Source organism: Pantoea sp. MHSD4 (assembly GCF_021043305.1).
In the GTDB taxonomy this organism is placed as follows: Bacteria; Pseudomonadota; Gammaproteobacteria; order Enterobacterales; family Enterobacteriaceae; genus Pantoea; species Pantoea eucalypti.
Window position 1 is genome coordinate 1 of sequence record NZ_JAJNDH010000009.1, and the last position, 23,507, is coordinate 23,507.

Here is a 23,507-nt window from a genome sequence, read left to right on the forward strand (position 1 = left end):
ATGCCAAGAAAAGAACCAGATATCCTGAACATAGCCGATGCGTTTAGCGAAACAGACAAACGCACAGGTGAAGTTGTTACTCTTACCCCCAACAGTAACAACACCGTGCAGCCGGTAGCGCTGATGCGGCTCGGCTTATTTGTTCCGACGCTCAAATCTACGGCGCGCAGTCAGAAAAACCAGATGAATGCCATGGATGTGACACAGGATCTTAAGCAGTTATCCCTGGTCAGGTCAGAAGGCTATGACAACATTAAGATTCTGGGTGCCCGGTTGGATATGGATAATGATTTTAAAACCTGGGTCGGGATCATTCGAGCATTCGCCACGCATGAGTGTCTGGGAGACACTGTAACGCTCTCTTTCGTTGAATTCGCAAAACTCTGTGGCATACCTTCGGTACGACTCTCCTCGAAGCTCAGGAGCCGCCTGGACGCATCCTTGACGCGTATCGCATCGAATACTCTGACCTTTACCAGTAAAGGCGGAGAAAACTACACGACGCATCTGGTGCAGTCGGCTAAATACAGCATCAAGAAAGATACGGTAACGCTGCAGGCTGACCCCAAAATCTTTGAGTTGTATCAGTTCGACAGAAAGGTTTTGCTGCAGCTGAAAGCTATCAATGAGCTGGCCCGCAAAGAATCCGCTCAGGCACTCTACACCTTCATTGAAAGCCTTCCTCCTAAGCCTGCCCCGATATCAATGGCGCGTCTGCGTGCCAGACTAAACCTGACGTCACGCGTGATTACCCAGAATGCGACTGTCAGAAAGGCCATGGAGCAGTTAAAAGAGATTGGTTATCTTGATTACACCGAAACACGGCGGGGCTCGTCAGTCTACTTTTGGGTGCATTATCGTCATCCTAAGCTGCGTCCGGCCGAACTGCCACTCAGCAACTCTGACCTGATCGATGATGAGATCGACGATTATGACGATCTTGATCTTGACCCCGGCGTTATTGATGTCAGCCTGCCTGAACCGATGATCGAAGAGGAGAACAGTGAACTGGTCATGGTGTCTCGTGAGGAAAAAGAATTACTCAACAAAATCAGAAAGCAGAAGAAGCTGTGACAGATTCGCTGTGTCGCTCTCGCCATTTTGCAGGGATAGGCTTCTTTAAAACGGTAACCACTGTAGCGAGTACTGCTACTCGCTACAGTGGTTAGTGAACAGTGATTAACAACAGATATCTTGTCTTAATAGCGTCGCTGCCAGCATGCTCACTTGTCATTTACTCTTTTTCTGAACTGAGTCCGGTGATTTTCATGCTCGCTACAGTGGTTACTCACTGTGTATAGGGACCTGTCTGTTAATCTGTTAAAGCCAGATAACCAAACAATGGCCTGTTATTCACTCGTTACAGTGGTTACTACGTCTGCTTCAGACTGGCAATCGCTGGGTTAGAGAGACCAGATGCGCTACCGGGATAAAATTTGAGTTTTTATGTTACTCGCTACAGTGGTTAGTCCCTCCTGATTTCTGCTTAATCCTCTGATTTTCCTCTCCGACGCGCTCAGGCTTTACTCGCTATAATGGTTATCAGGCTAATTTTTCGTAAAAACGGCCAGTTAATGCTCAGATAACAACGATCAATAATGAAATGTTCTCGCTACAGTGGTTATTAATTGGGAGCAGAATTGTTTAGCTTACTCTCCATAGTGGTTGTTATTGTCAGGGACTTTTATGCCTGGCAATGAATCCCTGATTAAAGTGATTACTCACTATCATTTAATGCCTCTCCAGGTAAGGTTTTTGTTAACAGCTTCAATTAAACCTCTCCCTGAATTGTTACTCGTTACAGCCGTTAATAAAGATACCCACCTTTAGAATTTCGCTGACAAAATGCTTTATCGCATCCTTAAAAGCTCTTCTGTAAGGCCGCAGACTGCGACAATTGATGCAATCAAGAGTCAACTTTCATTATTGTGAAGGGGATTCGTCTTTTACTCTCTACAGTGGTTAGGGCATGACTAACGTGCACGGGTGCTGTTGAGGTGTGTTTAAAGCCAGAGTGGTTGAGTTGCCCTGAATGCTTTTTTCATTTACTCGCTATAGTGGTTTCCGAAAATCTGCATGAGGCCTGTCTACTCGCTACAGTGGTTAGCTGATGGATTTTGATACGAAATAAGGATCTGCTATCGCTGATTTCTCAATGCAGATGTTAAAAGGTGAGCTTTTCTCACTACAGTGGTTGCTCTGAGATCTTAGCGAGAATGAATAGTGAGACCAGAGATTTATCAACAATTGCAGTAAGAAGTGGCCGGGTTTCCCGATATCACAACACGGAGGGCAGTGGGGGAGGGCATGTTCAGAGGGATGAGGTTAAAGCGCTGAATGACTCTTTAAAGGACAGTTATCAAAGCGGCCGCACCCGGGCGCACCGCTTGATACTGTTCAGGCAGCTTGCCCTATATCGCTTCCCGATATTCGGGCCAGGCGACAGACTGTGCTTCGTAGCGGCCTGCAGCAGCGAACAGCGTGCCCTGGAAATTAATCACACCTGCGGCCTCCAGCCACATCCACTCTTCAGCCTGTACGATCCCTGCGGCAATCACATTGATCTCCAGTGCTGAACAGCATTTGATGATCGCCTGCACAACGGCCTGCTTTGGCCCACTGCGATGGACGTCACGAGTGATACCAGCATCTATGCGAATGCGGTCGGGCTGAATATGAGTCAGTAATGACAATCCTGCGGAACCGTCACCAAAATTGTCGATGGACAGACTAATTCCAGCCGCTTTTAGCGTGCGTACTGCCTCAGAGAAATCTTCCAGCTGCGAGATAACTGCAGTTTCACTTACGCCGATAACGACCTGCTCAGGAACCAGCCCCGCCTGATGAATGGCGGTTACAATCTGCTCAACAGCCTGAGGTATCACCACCAGTGTCATCGGTAACAGACTGACGTAAAGCGTCATACCGTCCGGGCAGACCAGCCCTGCATGGGCAAATGTCGCTTTAACGGTTTCCAGATCGTTAGCATAAAGCTGGTCCCCTGTTGCGTCATCAGCATGCGCAGGCCTCAGTGTTGTTGCTTCAATGGCCGTGACCTGACGAGCCAGGGGATCGACCACTGGACGGAAACTGACGCCTTCTGTCTCGGGACGGGAGTCAGGTACATCATTGTGTTCGGAAATAAACTCCCAGTAACCTGGCGGGAGAACTTCGTAGTAATTCTCTTTTTCACGTGACTCTACGAACGTGCGCAGGAATTGCAGTGCCCGATCATCATAGGTCAGGCGATATTTTGACGTCCCTTTATCCAGCACAGCCTGCAGCAGTGATGAGCGATCGTGTTCACGCAGGTCAAAGAGCGCCATACCCGCGTTACCAAAGCGGCGGTAAGGTGCATAATCGCGCATCAGCTCGACTACATTATGGTGTCGCCGATCGGCGCAAATTCGCTGATAGACAGCCTGAATGCCCGCTTCCGGACCTTCAAGCAGTTGAAAAAAATGGGTACCATTAAATAATAAAATGCCGGTCACGTCGTGAGCCGTATTTATTCTGTTGGCGTTGTCGACCATCGCGGGAATGGTTCTGATCGGAAAATCATCAGAAATATGGCTGCGATAAATTATGGTAGTCAGCATGTGCAGCTCAGCTTTATATGAATGTTGGGTACACGCTAACATTGTTCAATAAATGTTTCATCACTACTTATTCAGTGTCGCACAGACTGCACCAGAGCAGATGGCAGTAAGCGTAACGGCAAATTGATGGAGCGATTTCAATAATCGCTGACAGTATTAAAGACACGGATACTGAACAGACAACTGCATGCCTGCTACATAGTAAAAAAGGCCGCCATAATGGCAGCCTCGTCATATTAACCTGATAAACGTTATTTAATCAGCTCAGCAGAGACGTAGGCACGGTTATCAACGCGTGCGCCGGTGATTTTATAAGATGCACCAGCATCTTTGGCCAGCGACGCGACTTTCGCTTCAGCAGCATCCAATGTCGAAGCAGTAGCGGTAATACTCTCTGCAAAACTACTAAAAGAAATCAGTAGTGCGGTAACAGCAACGAAATTTTTGATTGTTTTCATGGGCAGCATCCTCAGCATTTTCATTCAGGAATAGGCGTTTTGCCTCGATGTAATGAATCATAGGCAAGATCATGCCGGACTAAAATAGCTAATATTTGCTGAAATCATTCAATTATTTTGAATGAATGAATATGAGGGTGTTTGAGAGGACCAGATGTGCGAAACGCGATCTGATATCAGATCGCGCTCAGGCCAGTTTAATGACACTCGCCACGTAGCTTCCAGTGAAGCCAGTGATCGAGAGCTTCTTCGCGTAGCGGCTTCGAATAGAAATACCCCTGAGCCTGATCGCAACCATACTCAGTCAGGGATGACACCGCGTCCGGACACTCTACCCCTTCAGCCACCACGGTATAATCCAGCTCTTTGAGCATCGCGATAATGCTACGGGCAATGATGCGTGAAGCGGTATCTGAGGACAGTTCACTGATCAGGGAGCGATCCAGCTTAATCACATCCAGCGGCATACGGCGCAGATAACTGATGTTACTGTAGCCGGCGCCAAAATCGTCGAGTGAAATTTTGAATCCTCGTTCCCTTAGCATCTCCAGCCCGCGCAGAGCGGTGGGGCTTTCGAGAATACGTTCGGTCTCCAGACATTCGATGCCCAGCAGAGAAGTCGGAAGTTTAGATTTCAGCATCTTGCTTTCCAGCGCTGAAGCGAATCCCTCGCGCGCAAAGTCGCGCACACTAACGTTTATGGTCAAGGGCAACTGGATACAGTTATTACGCAGCCTGCTGAGACGTTCGACCGCTTGATCGATAATCCAGATGGTCAATACAGAGAGTAGATCGGTCTGTTCAGCCAGCGGGATAAATGCAGCGGGTGAGAGCTCTCCCCGGCTGGGATGTTGCCAGCGGATAAGTGCTTCCAGACCCACCGGTTTACCACTTTGCAGACAAATTTTCGGCTGATAGACCATGTAAAGCCCGGTATTTTCACGTAACGCCGTTTTAAGATCGGTCATCAGCATGAAATCTTCTGAACGCTGGGTTTCCGATGCAATATTAAAGCACTGAGAAGGCAGCCCACGGCCAACAGCTTCATTCAATGCACTAACCGCGCGACGTAATATTTCTGATGCTGGCAGATGACCGGCAACAAATCCCGTTTCACCAGTATGGGGAGTCAGTGCGACCGAAAGACCTTCATCCATGTCTGCGCTGATACCCTCCAGACGACCGGCTACCCAGGCAGCACTGAGCCGGCTGTCCGCTCGCGTCAGGATAGCAAACCGGCCCGTTGCCACGGTATAGATCATCTCGCCAACTGCCGGGCGCAGGCGCAGCGGCAACAGGGTAGCCATATCTTTTAGCAAACTTTCGACCGGTGTCATTCCCATGGTTCGGGCCAGTTCGTAAGCGCGTGACATATCAATGCAGTCAATCAGAACCAGACGGCGTGGCGTCGTATCGCCGGCCAGGGCCAGATACTGCAAATCCCGTATCAGGCGTTGACGATTGGGCAGGCCGGTCACCGGATCGGTAAAACCCGCCGAGTGCCAGGCTTCCAGGAATGACATCACCAGTGTGGAGAGCAACGTCAATATCGTCACTTGCTTACTCGCAAATGCCTGTGGCTGGGTGTCGGTAACACAGAGTGTGCCCAGAATCATACCGTCGCGGGTTTTCAGTGGCACACCGGCATAAAAGCGAATAAAGGGCGAGCCCGTAATCAGAGGATGGGTGACAAAACGCGCGTCATGATATGTATCAGGCACAATAACGGCACTGTCACTGTCAACCACGTGGCGGCAGAGTGAATCTGCGCGGGTTGAGCGTTGCAGATCAAAATTGTGTGATGCCTGTACTGTTTGAAATTCATCATCCAGCACCGAGATAAAGCTGCCCGGGATACCCAGGGCCTGACTGGCTAGCCGGACAAACTTCCGCAGAACCTCGTCGCGGCTTTCATCTGGGGCGCGCAGAGCCTGTAAAGCGCGTCCTCGGCGCTCGTTGTCGCCGTCTGGATTGTTAAGCATGTGTGTAGAACCCCCGCACCGGCTGATTACAGTGCGAAAAAAAGAAAACTGTCCGGAACGAAATGTGATTCGGGCGGCAGGAAATAGAGTGTGATTTTTATTTTCAACTTAATGATAAGGGACTATGCACTGGGTGTCTCTTAATATTTTCTTTAACGCATTAAAAGCGTGTTTACGATTTGAAAATTTAATCGAAGAGGCATGAGACTATTTGAGCTTCTTCATTTTATAAATAAAAAAGGTAATTTTAAGAAGGGCTAATGTTTATCTGTCATCATGAGATGAATAAGCATTCAGGATGGTTAATATTATTTAAAAGGCAATTTTACACCGAAGCACAACGTTTACATGCAGAGCAATGGCAACTTGCGGGTCGAAGGACAGGTAACCGCATAAAAACACTAAGCAAAAGCCAGGATGTGATTTTGAACGGCAGATGTGACCTGTCAGCATAACGCTGTCTGATGCAGGTCAACCCACCGCATGGCTGGCGGAAAACCAGCGCTTCAGTCAGGATTTATTAAACTTTTAGCCCTCTGGGATTATGTTGGACGGCGTGGCGGCGGATTTTGCTCAAGCCAGTCCCGGACCTGTTCTGTCTGCGGCCCCCCCTCCCGGATAGCGCGCGTCAGCCTTTCCTGTGTTGTACCTAATTCCTGGGTCCAGTAAGTGATTTGCCACTGTTCGCGAATTTCCACCTGTGACAAATCATCAGGCGAGCGACGCTGGATAGGATTTTTCATTTATTATCCTCCTCTGGTTTCAATGAAGCAGCCTGAACATAATTCTCAAGCTAAGCATCTATCCTGATGAAAAAAGGCGTAATGAGGTAGCGGATTAATCCCTGAATGGACCTTAAGGCAAATAACAGGATAATTCCTGGCGGGAAGAATAAAGCACTCTAACGAAATAGAAAAATCGCCGATGAGTTGAAATATGCCGCTTCGCTTAAAAAATTTATGTCTGAATCTTAAGTCTGAAAATTTGACATTTATTCAAAATAGTCAATTATTCTCTGGTCTTGTCGTCCTCACCGCTTTCAGATCGCTTCGCTCAGTCAATCGCGAAGCGCTGTGCGTTTTCGTTTCATCGTGTTGAAGGAGTCTTTGTTTGGTTAACCGTCCCCCCCAGTCGCCTGTGGTTGTCCAGAGTAACGTGCGTGAACTTCGTCTTGCCGCCGGCCTGTCGCAGCAGAGTGCTGCTGAGCGTTTTGACCTTAGCCTGAGAGTCTGGCAAACCAAAGAAGCTGCAGGCAATCCAACGTTATTAAGTCAGGGCGAATATGAGTTGCTATTATTATTGGCTGGCCGCCATCCCCATTTCGTTCTTTCACCCCAGAGTAAGAAATAGACGCTGTGTTATCGCCCTTAGTGTTATTCCCTGCAATAACCGGCTGTATGATAACAATAAAAAAAGCCAGTTTCTGGCTTGAAAACTGACTGAACAACCCTATTTAGGAAGTTGACTGGAAGTGTGTTACCGGTCAGATGAACTTTTGGATGAACCTGTTCAGGAGATTATCACTATGTCAGTACAACACGTTTCTGTTTTCCCCTCCCTGTCTGATTCAGTTTTTTCAGACCGCTTTAATCGCATCGATAAGTTGTTTAGTCAGCTTACTGGCGACAGTCCGGTAAGCTCTGTTCCTGCTTATGATCTTAAGCATGTTGAGGAAAACCGCTATGCGTTGACCGTTAGCGTACCGGGCTGGAAAGAGCATGAACTGGAGATTGAGTTACGTGGCGATCGGCTTTCAGTCGCGGGGCACAGAGAACAAGCATCTCAGCACGCATCCGATGAGGCCGGCAAAGAGAGTGGCCGCTGGATACATCGCGGCATTTCCCGGCACGATTTCCAGCTGAGCTTTTCTATTCCGGAGCATATAAAAGTGACTGAAGCCAGCCTGGCGGAAGGATTGCTCAATATCGATCTGCTCCAGGAAATACCAGAGAGTGAGAAACCGCGACGTATCCCGATTGCAATCGGCGGTCAGCGTACGCTGGAACATCAATAATATGAACAGGGCGGAGACGGCAAAGGCTGTTTCCGCCTTTTAAGTGCCGGCTGGTGAAAAGGTGACGGTGCTCAGGCGCTGGCAAAGATAAGATTATTTTGCGACTGCAAATCGATGTTAGTGCCAGTCAGCATGATGGGTTTACCCGCTTCAAGACTGGCATTGAATGCCGCCTTCATTGAGGCACTAATCCCATCACCACACCACATCAGATGATGTTCAAAACGACATTGTGCCACGGCGGGTTGACCAGAAGCGACTGCGGCCACTTCAACCCGAAAACCCTGTCCATTAAGCCGTATCGCCTCCATCCAGATCTCTGTTTCATCTGTAACGCTGACCGCTTCCAGGAACAAGGGAACCGTGCTGCGTCGACGGGCTGCCAGAGACAGGCGCTCCCATTGCGCGACAACCGCGGCATGAAAGCGTTGCAGACGCATATCCGCTCCATCACTCAGGTCAGCGCGCAGCCAGAGGTTAAGGGGTCGCAGGTAGCAATTAACGTAATCGTCACCACAGTAGTCGGTGTTCATCATTTGAAGTTCGCGATCGATATCAGCATCTGGATTATTGGCCAGCAACTGCAAAATATCCTCTTCGCGACAAGCCCACCCGCCTGACAGTGCCACGTTGGGCCAGTTAATTGCCGTATGGATATCGAACAACGTATGACCTCCCGACGTCATTTCACGCACACATAGCGCACGCGTGAGCTGATTATCTGAGTAGCCAGCAGGACCCGGTGGCGTGATTAGCCCGGCACGGCGCCAGCGACGCAGAGTTTCAGGAAGAACACCGACAAGGCCACATACGGTGTCGGTAGTGTGGTGAGGCATAGGTAATATCCGGACGATTTTGAGGTCCCATGTTCAGGGACGAGAGTCGCAGTATGCGCTTCATCGGCAAATAAAGAAATAATCATTTCCATAATCACTGCCCGCATCAGGCGCAGTTGACATTAAGTCGGGTGAATAAGGATTGAGGGAAATCAAAGCAGGTGCCGGGCGCTGTAACGCCCGGCGATTCAGAACGCATTACCAGTGATACTTATTGGAGTCTTCCCAATCTTTCACTTCTTTTTCAGCACGATCTTTTTCGTAGCCATAGCGTTCCTGAATTTTACCGACCAGTTGATCACGCTTCCCTTCGACAACGGTCATATCATCATCCGTAAGATCACCCCATTTTTCCTTAACCTTACCTTTGAACTGCTTCCAGTTACCGCTGATGCGATCTTCGTTCATGGTGATTCTCCCAATTTCGGTTGTTATCCAGGGACGTGATGAATATCTGTTTTGCCTGTTGGCTGCCAGATGAATAAAGCATGGCACAGCTTTTGCAATTTGCAGCGGGGAGGTGTGAGCCGGGTCAAACTCTGAGTAAAAGAGGAGAGATAAAAGGAACGCTCTCCTCTTTAGTCAGTCCGGGCGGCGCGATGGCCAGCTTACTGCAGGCAGCGCATTCAGGGCCGGGCGGGCAAACAGAAACCCCTGGTAATAGCGAACGCCAGCACCTTCCAGCCAGAGCCACTCTTCAATTTTTTCTACTCCTTCCGCGATGACCGTGATCTCCAGCGCCTGGCAGCATTTAAGAATGGCCATTACTATCGCCTGGCGAGGGCCGCTACGGTGAATATCGGTGATGAGTTTGCGATCAATTTTAACTTTGTCGGGCTGAAAATCGGCTAACAGTGACAGGCCTGCGAAACCGGCGCCAAAATCGTCCAGCGCCAGACTGATTCCGGCAGCTTTAAGTTGCTGTACGGCAGACTGAAACTCGTCAAAGCGCGAAATGATCTCATCTTCCGTCACCTCAATCACGACCTGCTCAGGTCGCAATCCTTGCTGAATGATTTGCTGGATAAGATGGTCTACCGCATGATCGATCACGACCAGCGACATGGGCAGGAGATTGACGGAGAGCGTCAGCTCCCGCAATCCCAGGTGTCTGGCCAGCTTGAAAGCGTAGGCTTTAGAGTGCAGATCGGCCTGGTATCGCTCGTTCTCCTGCAATTGTGAAAAATAGTCGGCGGGTGGGGCGCCATGTGGGCCGCGTATCAGGGCTTCACAGGAAACAATCTGACGATTTGTTGCATCGACAATTGGCTGGAGCGCAAATTCACAGCGCTGCCCGGAAGTCTGTTGCCCGGCGGGCTGAACGTCTTGTTTAAGAGGTAAAGTCAGCGTCCATAGACTGGCGGGATCGATCTCAATAAACGTCGCTTTATCACGTCCTTCGACGAAAGAACGCAGGAACTTTACTACCCGGTCTTGTTTGATGCGCTCATCACTCAGAGTCACTCGCTTAAGCAGGGCATCCACCACGGCATGTTGCGGATAGTCACGTAAATCAAACAGGGCCATACCAGCATTTCCAAAGCGACGTGCGGGCGCATAATCTCGCATCAGCTCAATCAGATTAAAGTGTCGATCATCCTGACAGATACGCTGGAAGACAGTCTGGACATTATCGACTTTTCCTTCCAGCACCTGAAAAAAGTACTGCCCATCATAGAGCAGGATTCCAGTGACCTCAGCCTCGGCATTTTTAATACTGGCGCGTTCCACCAGCGCCAGTAATCTCTCTGGCGAGACAGAAGCCACAAGCTGGCTGCGATATATAAGGGTGGAGAGCATAAGCAAACTCATATGGCCAAACATTACTGATTAACCATATCACAGAAAAATTGATGGCTAAGGGCACAACTGTAGCCATTATGACCTTTTGCTTACAGCATTAATCGGGCTATCAATTTATGGCGTGGTCAGGATTGTGAGGATTGACGTATTGCATCGCTCAGGAGCGGGAAGGTGATAAAGGAATGAGTAAAATAAAAAGCCCCCGCAAAAGCGGGGGCGAATATCGGATATAGCGCATTATTATAACGTTACGACATCCCTGGTGAGGCGCCGGTCAAAACAATAGTGACTGATTATTACGCGTTTTTTGTTCTCCTTACCATGGTGATTTGGCGAGCTTTTTTAGCAGATAAGTGTTGTTCTTTAGATATTTCATAAAAAATACCTTTAAATTCAAACAACTGTTTTTAAGTGTTGATAATTTAAGCCCGGCTGATGAATCATCAGGTTACAAATACACCATTTTTCCAGACAGCGCATTAACGTAGTCACCACATTTTCGCTAAATACACGCATATTACCCGTCAGCATAAACTCGCGAATGTCGTCACCTGTGTTATCTGAAAAAGTGCCCCCTGTAAAAGGGGGCAAGGGTAGGAGTCAAATCACTCTGTAAAAGAAGTGGATTTCATTACAGAGCCATTTAAAGATAGGGCAAAACCAACTTTGATGCCGCTGTGTTTAACAGTTTTTTTATTTAGATATCAAATAATTAAAATGCTACTTATGATACTTGCTTTTTTTATCAATGACTTAATCTGATGTGAAAACGATTTCTAAGATTAGGATTAAAGTCCCCTCAAACCTGCCGCTTCTGCTAAAAGTGGCCGGAACAGTGATGTCTCACAGTGTCTGAATCAGGCTTTTCACGAAGACTTGACCGCATCAAAAACAAATTGTACTGTTTGTATATACAGTTATTTTGGGCCTGAGCCAGAGCGGGGTAAATGTGATGTCACAGGATGATGAGGTCTGGACAGCATTCAGGGAGGCGATGAGGCAGGATGATGTCGGTCAGTGCACAGTAAGCACCCGGGATTTTGTCGCTGAGCTTGAACAGCGAAATGCCTCTTACACATTTCGCGCCGCGAACACCTGGATTGAAATGCATATAACCACTTTCAGCGATATTTCGATTGAGGATGGTGATTGTCGGCTGTTTCAGGTGCCCGCGGCGCGCACTTAAAACGTGCCGCAGAATCGTCATACACAACAGACAAGAGAGCGTTTAAGCCTGCCCGCGTTAACGCTTGCAGGCTGAATAAACATCAGAGCCTTGACGTGTTGTGGCGCAAATCTGACCGATCCTGAAACTTAGGATTGGCGGAATAACTTTTGTCGCACGCCATGCGAGCCAGATTCAAAGCAACTTTGCGTTTTTTAAGCTTTAACTTCGGTAGCCACTCTTTGAACTGGGCTGTCAGTGACGCAGCCTGCTGCTCGTTGGCGACACGGCAGATAAACAGCTTGCTTTTAGTCTGACGGCTGACGTCAATGGCGTAGATTTCAACGCCAGCGCTGCAAAAGTCATATTCAACATCCGTAAACTGCATGTGTGGCCAAAGACCCGTTCTGGTTTCAAATGTGGCTAAATCCATGATCACTACCTTTTTTATTTTAAGCGATATTGCTATCCGACAGACTAAAGCCTGGTCGGGCCAGTGAGCATAGACCAGAATCAGCATTCCGCCAGTCATTTCACTGATTTAATCTGGGCCTGCCACGAATGGCTAAAATCCTATGCCTTCTCCTTTAAGCCTCTGGACAGTCAATAACACATACATCAGTGCCACTGATGATAAACAGGGGTTGTGATTTTGGCTCTCAGTCTTCGCTTAGTAATCCCTTTCCTATTTTTACTGGGTCTGTAGCAAGATTTCTCTGGGGTTGCCCTCCTTCTGACAGATGATTATTGTCAGTCAGGCTGTTGAATTAGCTCGCTAATCATTAGGATCAAATGAATGGCTGATATGTAACAAAGATGACCTTGCTGCATGTAAAAAAACACCATTCTGAAAAAGAGGAAATTATGTAAATACGACTAAATGTAAAACTTTATGTCCTGATGGTAAGCATCATTTTGATAGATAGTGCATTCTCTGAGATTCGCCAGAACAATTAAAAAAATATATTTACCCCAATTAATTAAAGCACTGCTGACCAGAGCCGATAAGAACGATCCAGCTTTCGATATATTCAAATTACTCTTTTTTAAGGGCTCGTATGACTATTACACAGCGTCTCGTACTGATTTTTTCACTGCTGGCAATGTCACTGATTGCGCTGGTTATTATCTCATTGTCTGTGATCTCGGGTTTTCAGTCGCGATTTGAATATGTCCAGGTCAACGCGATACCCAGCATTCGTGATCTCAATAAATCAATCAGCGTGACCAATCAGCTAGGTATTGCGCTTTATCGCCATCATAGCACCAGTGATGCGACGAAATTCTCCGCGGCAGAAGAGCGCATTGAGAGTTTGCTTTCGCAGATTAAGTCACTCAATGATTATTATATGGCGAACGACATCTCGAGCGATGAAGATAAAGCGATGACTGAGCAGGCCGATAAAAATCTGGATGCAGTCCGTAACGCATTGCCGGCCTTTATTGCTGCATCACGCGCCCACAATGATGCGGTCACACTGCCGTTATTACAGAGTGAGAATGGGATTGGTGCTGCAGCGCGTAAGATGGAGGCAGATTTCACCCGTCAGATTCAGCTGAACATCGATATTGGCGAACAGCTTAGAACTGAGAATAAGCGTGTTTATAACAAGACGCTGTGGATGATGTCTGGCGGGTCCTTGCTGCTTATTCTGATACTGGCCGCTTTTTCCACGAAGGTGATTCTGGGCATCAAAAAGAGCCTCTCAGGCATGGTGAATACCATGACCCAGGTCAGTCATACGCTTGACCTGACCCACACCGCTGAAGTCCGCAGTAAGGATGAGATCGGTAAAACGGCAATGGCATTTAACCAGCTGCTGGCACGCGTTTCTGGCACGCTTCTGTCGGTCAGTCATGCCGCACAATCGGTCAGTACCGGGTCAACGCAGATTGCCGCAGGCAATGAGGATCTCTCTGCGCGCACGGAAGAACAGGCTGCTTCACTGGAGCAGACGTCTGCCAGTATGGCCACACTGAGTGAAACGGTGCGTCAGAACTCAGAAGGTGCGCATCAGGCCAGCAGCCTGGTGAATAATGCCAATAACATGTCAATCCAGAATGGGTCAGCGGTGAAGCAGATGCTCAGCACTATGGATGAAATCCGCGGCAGCTCTGCCAAAATCTCTGAAATCACCGGCCTGATTGAAGGCATTGCGTTCCAGACCAATATTCTGGCACTGAATGCGGCCGTTGAAGCCGCACGTGCCGGTGAGCATGGCCGCGGCTTCGCCGTTGTCGCCTCAGAAGTGCGTAATCTGGCGCAGCGCTCCTCTTCTGCTGCCCGGGAAATCAAAGATCTTATTTCTACGTCGGTTTCGCAGGTTGAGCACGGTTTAGCGCAGGCCAGCGGCGTTGGTGCAAACAGTGAAAATGTCCGCCAGGCGATTCAGCAGGTGGCCGATCTGGTCAATGAGATTGCCGCAGCAACCTCTGAGCAGAGCAAAGGCATTGAGCAGGTTCATCAGGCAATTGGCCAGATGGATGAAGTGACGCAGCAGAACGCCTCGCTGGTGGAGGAGGCATCATCTGCTTCTAAGTCGCTGCAGGAGCAGGCAGAGACACTGGCAGGGTTGGTGGCGACCTTTACGCTGGAGAGCAATCACCGTGTCGCTCAGCCGCAGCAGGCCGCAGCTCTGCGTCGTCCGGTATTGCAGGCAAAGCAGCCTGAGCGGCAGGCCATCGACATGACGAAGGCGAACTGGGAAAGTTTTTAACAGTTTACCAATAGCATAATGGCCTCCACACTGTGGGGGCTTTTTTTTAGCATTAATCAATAAAATAACTTCTTTTAAATAAAATGAAATCGATTTCATTACTAAAACAGAAGTAACTCTTTAGAGTTATATGATTAGGTTTGTTTTTTTCGTGGTTTTTATATTCGGCTAATAGCGTAATGATAATTAATCAGATAGGGTGCGGATATTTGTTATCGGCGATTTCCGAGTCGACTTTAATTTCTTTATTTTCAAAACAATAATGCTGAAGACACGCTAACGGCTTAAGGTGTCCGCCGAAGGGTTTGTTTTTTATCTTTATGATAAATATGGTTATTTTTAAGTTTGAGTTAGGTTAATCTTGCAGTAAATATCGTCATTTTATTCACTGAAAAATAACGGAACGCAATCTATACTCCTTTCTGTTGTTATATGTGTTTCTGAATTTCATACAAAACTCATCTCTTCATACCAATACTGTGCTGCATGAAGCACGTCTGGCTATGTAAAAGAAGAAGTAAAAATAAAATTACAAACCTTATTTTGTCCAGGGCTCACCTGCACGCCTCATACATCAGAGCGGAAAAGAATGAAAAAAATACTCGACCGAATTAATCTGCCAGCGAAATTCCTGTTACTGGGATCTTTTGCGCTGGTCCTGTTTATATTACCTACATTTTTGTTTATTCAGACAGGCAATCAGCTTATCGATACAAAAAAAGTTGAGCTCACCGGTATTCCGGTTGAGAAAAAAGTCCTTCAGTTACTGAACCTGCTACAGCGTCATCGGGCTGAAAGCGCAATCGCAATCGGTCAGAACAAACCGGATAATCCGCCGCGTATGGCGTTGGTGACCCAGATTAACAGTTTGTCTGAGAGCATTGCTGACGATTTGCGTCAAAGCGATGAGCAGGCACAGCCATTAAAGCGACTTGAGAAGGTTAATCAGGAATGGCGTCAGCTGCAAGAGGAGCTCAATGGTGGCCGACTGACGCTGGCGAGCAGCCTGGTGCAGCACACTCATCTGATTCAGGTGCTGCTGGACACTAATCAGGATGTGCTGGATTTCTATCAGCTGTCGCTGGATGCTGACTTAAATACCTATCAACTGATTGTTAGCATTTTTGGCCGACTGCCGCTGCTGACTGAAACGCTGGGTCAGATTCGCGGAAATGGTGCTTCATTGATTGCCAGCGGTAAAGCCTCTGATGCTGATCGCAGCCGGCTGGCATTTCAGATTGATAATGGCAAAACGGTACTGTCGCAGTTCAGCAGTAATATGGATAAGGTGTTTATGATTGAACCTGATCTAAAGGCGACTTTTGGTGACCTTGCGCAGAATGCAAAACAACAGGCCCTGAGTGCATTACAGCTGGCTGAAGGTGCCATCATAACCGGACAGGTCAGTATTACGCCGGTTGAATATGTGAGGGTCTTAACCGAGGCGATTAACCGCTACGCCATGCTGGGCAATCAGAGTAGTGGTCGACTGCAGGAACTACTGCAATCTCAAATTGATGAACGTCGTCAGGCGCAATACCTGCTGCTGGCAGGCCTGCTCACCGTCGCGCTGCTGGCTATTCTGCTGGCTGTCATGATCACCCGTTCAGTCACCCGTCCGGTCAAAGAAGCGGTCGAAGTTGCCAGCCGTGTTGCGGCCGGCGATCTGACGGCAGCGCTGACTGTTTCCGGCAGCAATGAAATGGCTGAACTATTGAATGCGCTGATGCGGATGCAGCAGCGTCTTGCCCAGCTGGTTTCGGATATCAAAGGTAACGCAGCCACTATCGCCAATTCCTCTGAAGAGATTGCTCGTGGCAATGGCGACCTTTCATCACGCACCGAACAGCAGGCTGCATCTCTGGCTGAAACAGCGGCCAGTATGGAACAACTGGCATCAATCATTCAGCAGAATGCGGATAACACCCGCTTTGCCTCTGATCGCGCAGAATCAGCCACTCAGGCGGCACTGTTAAGCGGTGCGGCGATGGATTCCGTGATGCAGACGATGCAGAAAATCCGGGGCAGTTCTGGACAGATTGAAGAGATCACCTCCGTCATTGACAGCATCGCTTTCCAGACCAATATCCTGGCACTGAATGCGGCCGTTGAAGCGGCACGTGCGGGTGAGCAGGGCAAAGGCTTTGCGGTTGTCGCGTCGGAAGTGCGTGCGCTGGCACAACGTTCAGCCAGTGCAGCGAAAGAAATCAAGAGCCTGATCGAGCAGTCGGTGACGCATGCGCATGAAGGGATCGCGATGGCCCAGAACGCAGGCGACAAAGTGAAGCAGAGCGTCAGCGCGATTGAACAGACCTCTCAGCTGATGCGCGATATCTCTGCTTCATCTGAAGAGCAGAGCAGCGGTATTTCGCAGGTTAATATTGCGGTGAACCAGATGGATCAGGTGACGCAGCAGAACGCCGTGCTGGTCGAAGAGTCTGCCTCCTCTGCAGAGGAGCTGGCTTCGCGCGCAGGTCAGTTGCGTACGATGGTCGCGGTATTCCAGACCGCATAAGTGAGTTAAAACAGCCGCCACCTGTGGGCGGCTGTTCTCTTCTCCGTGTTTATCGTCCGCTACGCCTGATGTTCCTGCAGACAGGCCAGATACTTCTCTCCTGACCGCATCACTTTCTCTTTTGCCTGATGATGAATATCCTGACCTTCGAACGCGCCATAAAGCTGTCCGAACGTCACGCCGGAAAGCCGATGCATGATGTCACTCACGGTCGCGGCTGACAGTGGCAGCATATTCGGGTAGCTCCACAAAAACGACACGCCATGCGCACCCGGCGTGACGTGAATAATATCACCCGCCAGCATCACGCCTTCGCCTTCATCCCAGTGCAGCACGCAGCCGCCGGGAAAATGACCGCCCAGCCGTAACAGCGTCACACCGGGCATCAGCGTCAGCGACTCACCCTGCCAGAGCTGGATATGCGGACTCTGCCGCACAATCCATTGCCTGTCGCGGGCATGCAGATGAATAGGCGCGTTAAAGACCTCAGCCCACTCCTGCATGGTGGTGTAGTAATGCGGATGTGAAATCGCGATAGCATCAATGCCACCCAGCGCGGCAATAAGCGTATAAGTTGCATCATCCAGGTTGGCAATACAGTCCCATAGCACGTTGCCATGCGGCGTACGCAGCAGAAAAGCGCGCTGGTTGATGGCAAACTCAGGCACAGTTTTAAGGCTTAATAGCGCATCGCTATGGGCCGTCCACTTATTGGCGTGGCTGCCGCGCAGTTCATCAAATGCGATCCAGCGCTGACCCGCAGCCGGAACATACTGGCGTTCATCCTCACAGATTTTACAGTGCTCATCAGGGGCAGCAGAGGGATAAGCGGTTCCACAGGCGGTACATAACATCGTCATAGTGATCTCCTTTGTTTCACTCAAGCTTATGCACACCTGCGAAAACCGCACTTTCGTGAGGCTATTTCGTCACGCGATTAGGGCTGGCGGCGCAGGGTAATCCGGGTCAGTTCGGAGGGACGACCCAGCCTGACCGCCATGCCTGGCCAGAGTGCCGTGCCGTTATTCACATAGAGCTGCATTCCGTCGACCTGATAAAGCCCGGACACAAAACCGCCATTGGGTTTAGCAAACAGCCGGTCCAGCCCGATAATCAGTCCGCCATGCGTATGGCCGGAGAGCTGCACATCTACCCCCTGCGCCGCGTTCTGGCGGGCATTTCGTGGCTGATGATCCAGCAGAATCACCGGCGCGCTTTCAGGTGCCTGTTCCAGTGCGCGGGCCAGATCCGGACCGGTCGCGTTCCTGCCTGGCGCGGAGGTGTCCGGCAGGCCAGCAATCACCAGCTTTGCGGCTCCGCGCTCAATAACGGTATGGTTGTTGAGCAGAGGCTGTAGCCCCAGTGAGGCCAGATGCGCCGTCCAGATTGCCTGATGGAAGAAATATTCGTGATTGCCGGTGATGGCCCATACGCCGTCGCGCGCGGCCAGCTTCCGCAGCGGCGCGACGTCATGCCGACGATGCTCCAGGCTGCCATCGATCACATCGCCTGTCACCACAATCAGATCGGCTTTAAGAGACATCGCTCTTTCAACCATCCTGGCGGTCCAGGCGGCATTAAATAACCGGGTGATGTGAAGATCGGTCAGCTGAAGCAGCTGATAGCCATCGAACTCTGGAGGCAGGTTGGGTAGCACCAGCGTCACCTCTTTGACCGGGGGCACCCGTATCGCCTGCTGAACACCAAAGGCAGCCAGCGCCATTGCCAGCACGACGGCCAGATAGCGAATACCGGGAACCAGCTCCAGCGGATGCCGTAACAGCAGGGCAATCAGCATGACCGCATCCATCAGCATCTGCAGCAGCGCCAGCAACAGTACGGTGCTGTATGCCCAGTTAAACAGGATGATGATGATGCGGGGCATTTCGGCGGAAAAAATTCCGCCTGAGGTAAAGCGGCTTACCAGCAGATACTGTGAAGCCAGCAGCACCAGTGCGGAGAGCAGGATCTTGATGGCCAGAGGCATAGATAATGGAATAATGACGCGCGCAATAACATACCAGCTGGGTAAGCTGAAAATCAGGTGAAACATGGCATTTTTCCGGTAGGGCGCTGAATATCCGCGCAGGCAAAAAAGAGACAAGGGTTTATAGAGCCGTTTTCAGCACTGTAGTGTATACGATGCTGCCGTCAGGGTTACTTCACGCCAGGTGCTTTAACGGGGATAAAGCAGAGAGAAAGGATGAGCAAAAACATCTCTGCAGGGCGGAAAAACAAAAAAGCGTGACCGGTGCACCGGCCACGCTGACAACATTCATATTCTGACATGTCCGATTAGCGTAGAACGCCTGAGGTCATCTGCGTCTCGTCGGTGACGCGCGTCATGGAGATAGGAATGCTTTTATAAGCGGGGATACCGCTTTTGGTATCGTGGCTGTCGAGCGGAACCATCACATTCGCTTCCGGATAGTAAGCGCCAACCGAACCTGAGGCCATATCGATAATCACGATAGTCAGGTTTTTCATCTGGCGAGAAGTGGGATTGCCATCCGGGTCCAGCGCCATCAGATCGACACGGTCACCGACCCGCAGCTGGCGTTTTTCCGCCTCTTCAGCATTGATAAATAGCACGTCACGCCGGCCCGTCACGCCCCGATAGCGGTCATTCAGGCCGTACAGCGTGGTGTTATACTGGTCGTGACTGCGCAGGGTGGTGAGTACCAGATCATGGCATTTCAGCGAGCGGGGATCTTCATTGATGCCCTGCATCACCTTAAACTGAGCACGGCCAGATGGCGTCAACCAGACGCGTTCTGACGCAGCGTTATGAAGCCGGAATCCTCCCGGATGCTTAATCCTCTCATTGAAGTTTTCAAACGCCGGGAACACCGCTTCAATGGCATCACGGATGCGGCTGTAATCGGCCGCCATGGCTGACCAGTCAACCACGCTGTCTGGCAGAGTTGCCCTGGCAAGGGAGGCCACCAGCGCCGGTTCAGATTTGAGATGAGGCGAAGCCGGGTCCAGCGAGCCGCGTGAGGCATGCACCATCGACATTGAATCTTCAACAGTCACGCTTTGAACACCGGTAGCCTGAACATCGCTTTCAGTACGGCCCAGTACTGGTAGCAGATAGTTGTGCTTACCGAGTAACAGGTGTGAGCGGTTGAGTTTGGTGGCCATATGCACCACCAGATCCAGTTTGCGCATCGCCGGGAACGTGACCTGTGGGTCGGAAATCGCCTCTGCCAGATTGCCGCCCAGACAGAGCAGCGCTTTAGCTTTGCCGTCGCGCATCGCCTTAATCGCCTCAACTGCGCCGTGACCATGCTTCTGCGGCGGGTGGAACCCAAACACCTTCTCTATGCCATCCAGCAGCGACTGCGGCGGGATCTCCGTGATGCCCACCGTGCGATCGCCCTGCACATTGGAGTGACCGCGTAACGGACAAATACCTGCGCCAGGCTTACCGATGTTGCCGCGCATCAGCAACAGGTTGGCAATTTGCTGCACGTTCTGGGTGCCATACTGGTGCTGGGTAATCCCCATGCCGTAACAGATGATGGTGCGTTCAGCACTAGCGTAGAGCCGGGCGATATGCTGGATCTCTTCGCGCGCCATGCCAGAGACTTTCAGAATATGCTCCCAGTCGGTACTCTCCAGGTCGGCTTTCAGGGCGTCAAAACCTTCGGTGTGTTCAGTGATAAAGGCTTCATCAATGACGCCGGGTTCGCCTTTGCTCAGCGCCTCCTCGTGCATAGTGAGAAGGATCTTCATCACCCCTTTCAGCATTGCCGCGTCGCCGCCTACCCGCACTTTGTAGTAGGTCGATGCCAGCTCAGTGGAGCTCATTGACAGCATCTCAATCGGGCTCTGCGGTGAAGTAAAACGCTCCAGTCCGCGTTCACGCAGCGGGTTGATCGCCACGATAGTCGCACCGCGTTTAGAGACTTCACGCAGCGTGCCCAGCATGCGCGGATGGTTGGTACCTGGGTTGTGGCCGATACAAAGCACCAGGTCGCAGTGATCAAAATCTTCCAGTTCTACCGTGCCTTTGCCCACGCCAATTGATTCCGGCAGCCCGACGCTGGTCGGTTCGTGACACATGTTTGAGCAATCGGGGAAGTTATTAGTGCCATATTCGCGGGCGAAGAGCTGCCACAGGAACGCCGCTTCATTCGAGGCGCGACCCGAGGTATAAAACTCCACGCTATCCGGATCGTCATAGTTGCGCAGATGCTCACCAATTTCCCGGAATGCCGTATCCCATTCGATAGGCTGATAGGTGTCGGTAGCGGCATCGTACTTCATCGGATGGGTCAGGCGTCCTTCGCCCTCCAGATGCAGTGCGCTGCGCTCCCACAGTTCAGTCACGGTATGAGCCGCAAAGAACTCTGGCGTGGTGCGCTTGCTGGTCGCTTCCCACGAGACGGCTTTTGCACCGTTTTCGCAGAACTCAAAGGAGGAAGCATGTTGCGGGTCGGGCCAGGCGCAGCCCGGACAGTCGAAGCCCTGCGGCTGGTTGACTTTAAACAGGGCAATCACATCCTGCTTCACAGACATCTGGCCGCGGATCGCATCCGCAACCGCCTTTAGTGCGCCCCAGCCACCGGCAGCCCCCCCATAAGGGGCGATGCCATTTGTGCGATTTTGCTCTTTCATAATGCTCCACAGTGTCTCTATTGTTATCCGATAAGCCTGGTACAGAAACAGTGGCAACAACGCGGAAACTGGCTGTAATTCAGGGAAATTATTTCTCAAAATGTTTCGACAGCCCGAAACGTAAGCCGCACATCAGATGAAGCGCAGCGCATCCGGGCTGTTGCAGAATAAGCGGCGCCCGAGTTCCGCCGACAGGATGATGAGGCAGGCAAAGGAGGAAGGATAAATCTTTACCATCAGGCAACGGCGGGTAAGTGAGCCCGTTTATTATGGCTGGACGGCGATTGCAGTAACGCACGCCATGTCTGAATAGATGCACCATAATCCGGAGAGCAACCTTATGAAAAGAGCCTTACTTTTGCTGGTTTTACTTTCCACTTATAGTCTGATGCCCGTTAAAGCCAGTGGCCCGGATCGGGCTGGAGAGCTGCGTCCCATGAAGATTATTATGACGATCAACCATCAGTCGTATGAGATTGCGCTGGCGGATAACCCCACCGCGAAAGCATTTTTACAGCAACTTCCGCTGACCATGACGATGGAGGAGCTGAACGGCAACGAGAAGTTTGCAGACCTGCCTGCTGCCCTTAAAAACGATCCGCATAAACCCGGCACGATCCAGCAGGGCGATGTGATGCTGTATGGCAATAAGACGCTGGTGCTTTTTTACGAGACATTCCAGACCTCCTATAGTTACACGCCGATAGGAAAGATGCTGTCGACAGGTAGCCTCAAAAAGAGTGTCGGTGAGGGGGGGATTGATGTACGGTTCACCCGGCCATGACGGATATCAAAATCTGAAATAACCGGCTGGTACAGGATTCATATCGCGCGGAGTCTGGTGAGGGTGGCATCTGGCATGACGGACTACGGTGCGTTGTGGCCGCGGCCAGACGTTGAGATCCTCTTCGGGAAGCGAGACTGTCGGGCCGATCGGCCAGCCTGACAGTTAAGCCATTACTTCTTCTTATTCAGCATCGACTTCAGGTCAGCAAAGGGGTTGTAGGTAGCCTCACCGACATCTTTTTGTGCATCCTCGCCTGCCACTACGCGGGTGCCATACTGGTCAGCCTCGGTGTACTTTGAGTGCTCATGGTCATGACAATAGAGACACAGCAATTCCCAGTTACTGCCATCTTCCGGATTGTTGGTGTGGTCGTGATCGATATGGTGAACCGTCAGCTCGCGCAGGTTTGAATAGACAAACTCGCGTGAGCAGCGTCCACACACCCATGGATAGATTTTAAGTGCTTTCTCACGATAGCCGCCTTCCAGCCGCGTATAGTTTTTGGGGATCAGAGCCATTGCCGGGAATACCTGTTATTCAGAGTAAATGTCACGAGAGTGCAGCTAATATATCCCACAACGGAACCGAAGGAGAAATCATCGTGTTCCGCGGGAAGGGAAGCGATACAATCCGGTATGACTATGCCACCTGGCTAACGAGGCCTGTTTTTAATCTTTATGCGCTTAAGCTCCACCGCCAGCCTGATAATCATCCCTTTGCATGCGTCTTGCTTTCCTCTCTGTCAGCGTTTTACCCGCCGCAGTTCATCATCTCCAGTCCGGCATAAAAGCGACGGTTTTACCCGGCTGCTCAGATCAGCTCAGAGAATCACCATCCTGCCAGCGCTAACCTGGCTTGTCAGCAGCTAAGGGGCAAAATATCGCTGCATTCAGCCTGGTGTAAGAAAAGGTAATGTCAGGATGTTTATCCGAAAGGTACAACCTATAATCAACGCAGTTTGTTGGCCCGCAGGAATGCAGGTCTTGCCCCCGCCCAAAGGAAGAGATC

19 protein-coding genes are annotated in these 23,507 nt (G+C 50.4%); 7 read left to right on the forward strand and 12 right to left on the reverse strand.

Going from position 1 to position 23,507, the window contains the following annotated elements:
- Positions 1–1,074 (forward strand): RepB family plasmid replication initiator protein, encoded by a 1,074-nt coding sequence (locus LQK91_RS20165; RefSeq protein ID WP_008926788.1) that lies wholly within the window; start codon positions 1–3, stop codon positions 1,072–1,074.
- Positions 1,075–2,411: 1,337 nt separating this feature from the next.
- Here LQK91_RS20165 and LQK91_RS20170 read toward each other — a convergent pair.
- The 4 genes from LQK91_RS20170 to LQK91_RS20185 form a co-directional block, all read right to left on the reverse strand.
- Positions 2,412–3,599, reverse strand: coding sequence for a diguanylate phosphodiesterase (locus LQK91_RS20170; protein WP_003850648.1), 1,188 nt, complete (start codon positions 3,597–3,599; stop codon positions 2,412–2,414).
- 251 nt (positions 3,600–3,850) lie between these two features.
- The gene (locus LQK91_RS20175; RefSeq protein ID WP_008926787.1) at positions 3,851–4,057 is read right to left on the reverse strand and encodes a DUF1471 domain-containing protein; all 207 of its coding nucleotides are present in this window, start codon (positions 4,055–4,057) and stop codon (positions 3,851–3,853) included.
- A gap of 197 nt (positions 4,058–4,254) precedes the next feature.
- On the reverse strand, positions 4,255–6,039 hold the full coding sequence (locus tag LQK91_RS20180) for a GGDEF domain-containing phosphodiesterase (RefSeq protein ID WP_105100056.1): 1,785 nt from the start codon (positions 6,037–6,039) through the stop codon (positions 4,255–4,257).
- A 542-nt stretch (positions 6,040–6,581) separates the two neighbouring features.
- On the reverse strand, positions 6,582–6,782 hold the full coding sequence (locus LQK91_RS20185; RefSeq protein ID WP_003850653.1) for a DUF3606 domain-containing protein: 201 nt from the start codon (positions 6,780–6,782) through the stop codon (positions 6,582–6,584).
- 367 nt (positions 6,783–7,149) lie between these two features.
- Between LQK91_RS20185 and LQK91_RS20190 the strand changes: the two genes are divergently transcribed.
- Together LQK91_RS20190 and LQK91_RS20195 are read left to right on the forward strand one after the other, a co-directional pair.
- Positions 7,150–7,389 carry a hypothetical protein gene (locus LQK91_RS20190; RefSeq protein ID WP_008926786.1) on the forward strand — a complete coding sequence of 80 codons (240 nt, stop codon included), beginning with the start codon at positions 7,150–7,152 and terminating at the stop codon, positions 7,387–7,389.
- Positions 7,390–7,564: 175 nt separating this feature from the next.
- Positions 7,565–8,053, forward strand: coding sequence for an Hsp20 family protein (locus LQK91_RS20195; protein ID WP_008926785.1), 489 nt, complete (start codon positions 7,565–7,567; stop codon positions 8,051–8,053).
- A gap of 71 nt (positions 8,054–8,124) precedes the next feature.
- On the opposite strand, the gene LQK91_RS20200 is transcribed toward LQK91_RS20195, so the two are convergent.
- The 3 genes from LQK91_RS20200 to LQK91_RS20210 form a co-directional block, all read right to left on the reverse strand.
- Positions 8,125–8,889, reverse strand: coding sequence for a MerR family transcriptional regulator (locus LQK91_RS20200; protein WP_003850659.1), 765 nt, complete (start codon positions 8,887–8,889; stop codon positions 8,125–8,127).
- A gap of 198 nt (positions 8,890–9,087) precedes the next feature.
- Positions 9,088–9,297: a CsbD family protein gene (locus LQK91_RS20205; protein ID WP_003850662.1), complete on the reverse strand. Its 210-nt coding sequence runs from the start codon at positions 9,295–9,297 to the stop codon at positions 9,088–9,090.
- Between the two features lie 174 nt (positions 9,298–9,471).
- Positions 9,472–10,689, reverse strand: a complete 1,218-nt coding sequence (locus tag LQK91_RS20210; RefSeq protein ID WP_105100092.1) for a diguanylate phosphodiesterase — start codon at positions 10,687–10,689, stop codon at positions 9,472–9,474.
- A gap of 955 nt (positions 10,690–11,644) precedes the next feature.
- Between LQK91_RS20210 and LQK91_RS20215 the strand changes: the two genes are divergently transcribed.
- Positions 11,645–11,878: a hypothetical protein gene (locus tag LQK91_RS20215; protein WP_008926783.1), complete on the forward strand. Its 234-nt coding sequence runs from the start codon at positions 11,645–11,647 to the stop codon at positions 11,876–11,878.
- Between the two features lie 82 nt (positions 11,879–11,960).
- Here LQK91_RS20215 and LQK91_RS20220 read toward each other — a convergent pair whose 3' ends face one another.
- Positions 11,961–12,290, reverse strand: coding sequence for a hypothetical protein (locus LQK91_RS20220; protein WP_008926782.1), 330 nt, complete (start codon positions 12,288–12,290; stop codon positions 11,961–11,963).
- Positions 12,291–12,915: 625 nt separating this feature from the next.
- Here LQK91_RS20220 and LQK91_RS20225 point away from each other — a divergent pair.
- The gene (locus tag LQK91_RS20225; RefSeq protein ID WP_008926781.1) at positions 12,916–14,574 is read left to right on the forward strand and encodes a methyl-accepting chemotaxis protein; all 1,659 of its coding nucleotides are present in this window, start codon (positions 12,916–12,918) and stop codon (positions 14,572–14,574) included.
- Between the two features lie 589 nt (positions 14,575–15,163).
- On the forward strand, positions 15,164–17,089 hold the full coding sequence (locus LQK91_RS20230) for a methyl-accepting chemotaxis protein (protein ID WP_008926780.1): 1,926 nt from the start codon (positions 15,164–15,166) through the stop codon (positions 17,087–17,089).
- Between the two features lie 59 nt (positions 17,090–17,148).
- Here the strand turns inward: LQK91_RS20230 and LQK91_RS20235 are convergent, their stop codons facing one another.
- The 3 genes from LQK91_RS20235 to LQK91_RS20245 form a co-directional block, all read right to left on the reverse strand.
- Entirely contained in the window at positions 17,149–17,949 is an 801-nt protein-coding gene (locus LQK91_RS20235; RefSeq protein WP_105100057.1) for an MBL fold metallo-hydrolase, read from the reverse strand.
- A gap of 77 nt (positions 17,950–18,026) precedes the next feature.
- Entirely contained in the window at positions 18,027–19,142 is a 1,116-nt protein-coding gene (locus tag LQK91_RS20240) for a metallophosphoesterase (RefSeq protein WP_105100058.1), read from the reverse strand.
- 242 nt (positions 19,143–19,384) lie between these two features.
- Positions 19,385–21,712, reverse strand: coding sequence for an FdhF/YdeP family oxidoreductase (locus tag LQK91_RS20245; RefSeq protein ID WP_105100059.1), 2,328 nt, complete (start codon positions 21,710–21,712; stop codon positions 19,385–19,387).
- 340 nt (positions 21,713–22,052) lie between these two features.
- On the opposite strand from LQK91_RS20245, the gene LQK91_RS20250 reads away from it, so the two are divergent.
- Positions 22,053–22,496 carry a cyclophilin-like fold protein gene (locus tag LQK91_RS20250; RefSeq protein ID WP_105100060.1) on the forward strand — a complete coding sequence of 148 codons (444 nt, stop codon included), beginning with the start codon at positions 22,053–22,055 and terminating at the stop codon, positions 22,494–22,496.
- A 173-nt stretch (positions 22,497–22,669) separates the two neighbouring features.
- Here LQK91_RS20250 and yajD read toward each other — a convergent pair whose 3' ends face one another.
- Positions 22,670–23,017, reverse strand: coding sequence for an HNH nuclease YajD (gene yajD, locus LQK91_RS20255; protein ID WP_008926775.1), 348 nt, complete (start codon positions 23,015–23,017; stop codon positions 22,670–22,672).
- Positions 23,018–23,507: the final 490 nt, after the last annotated feature.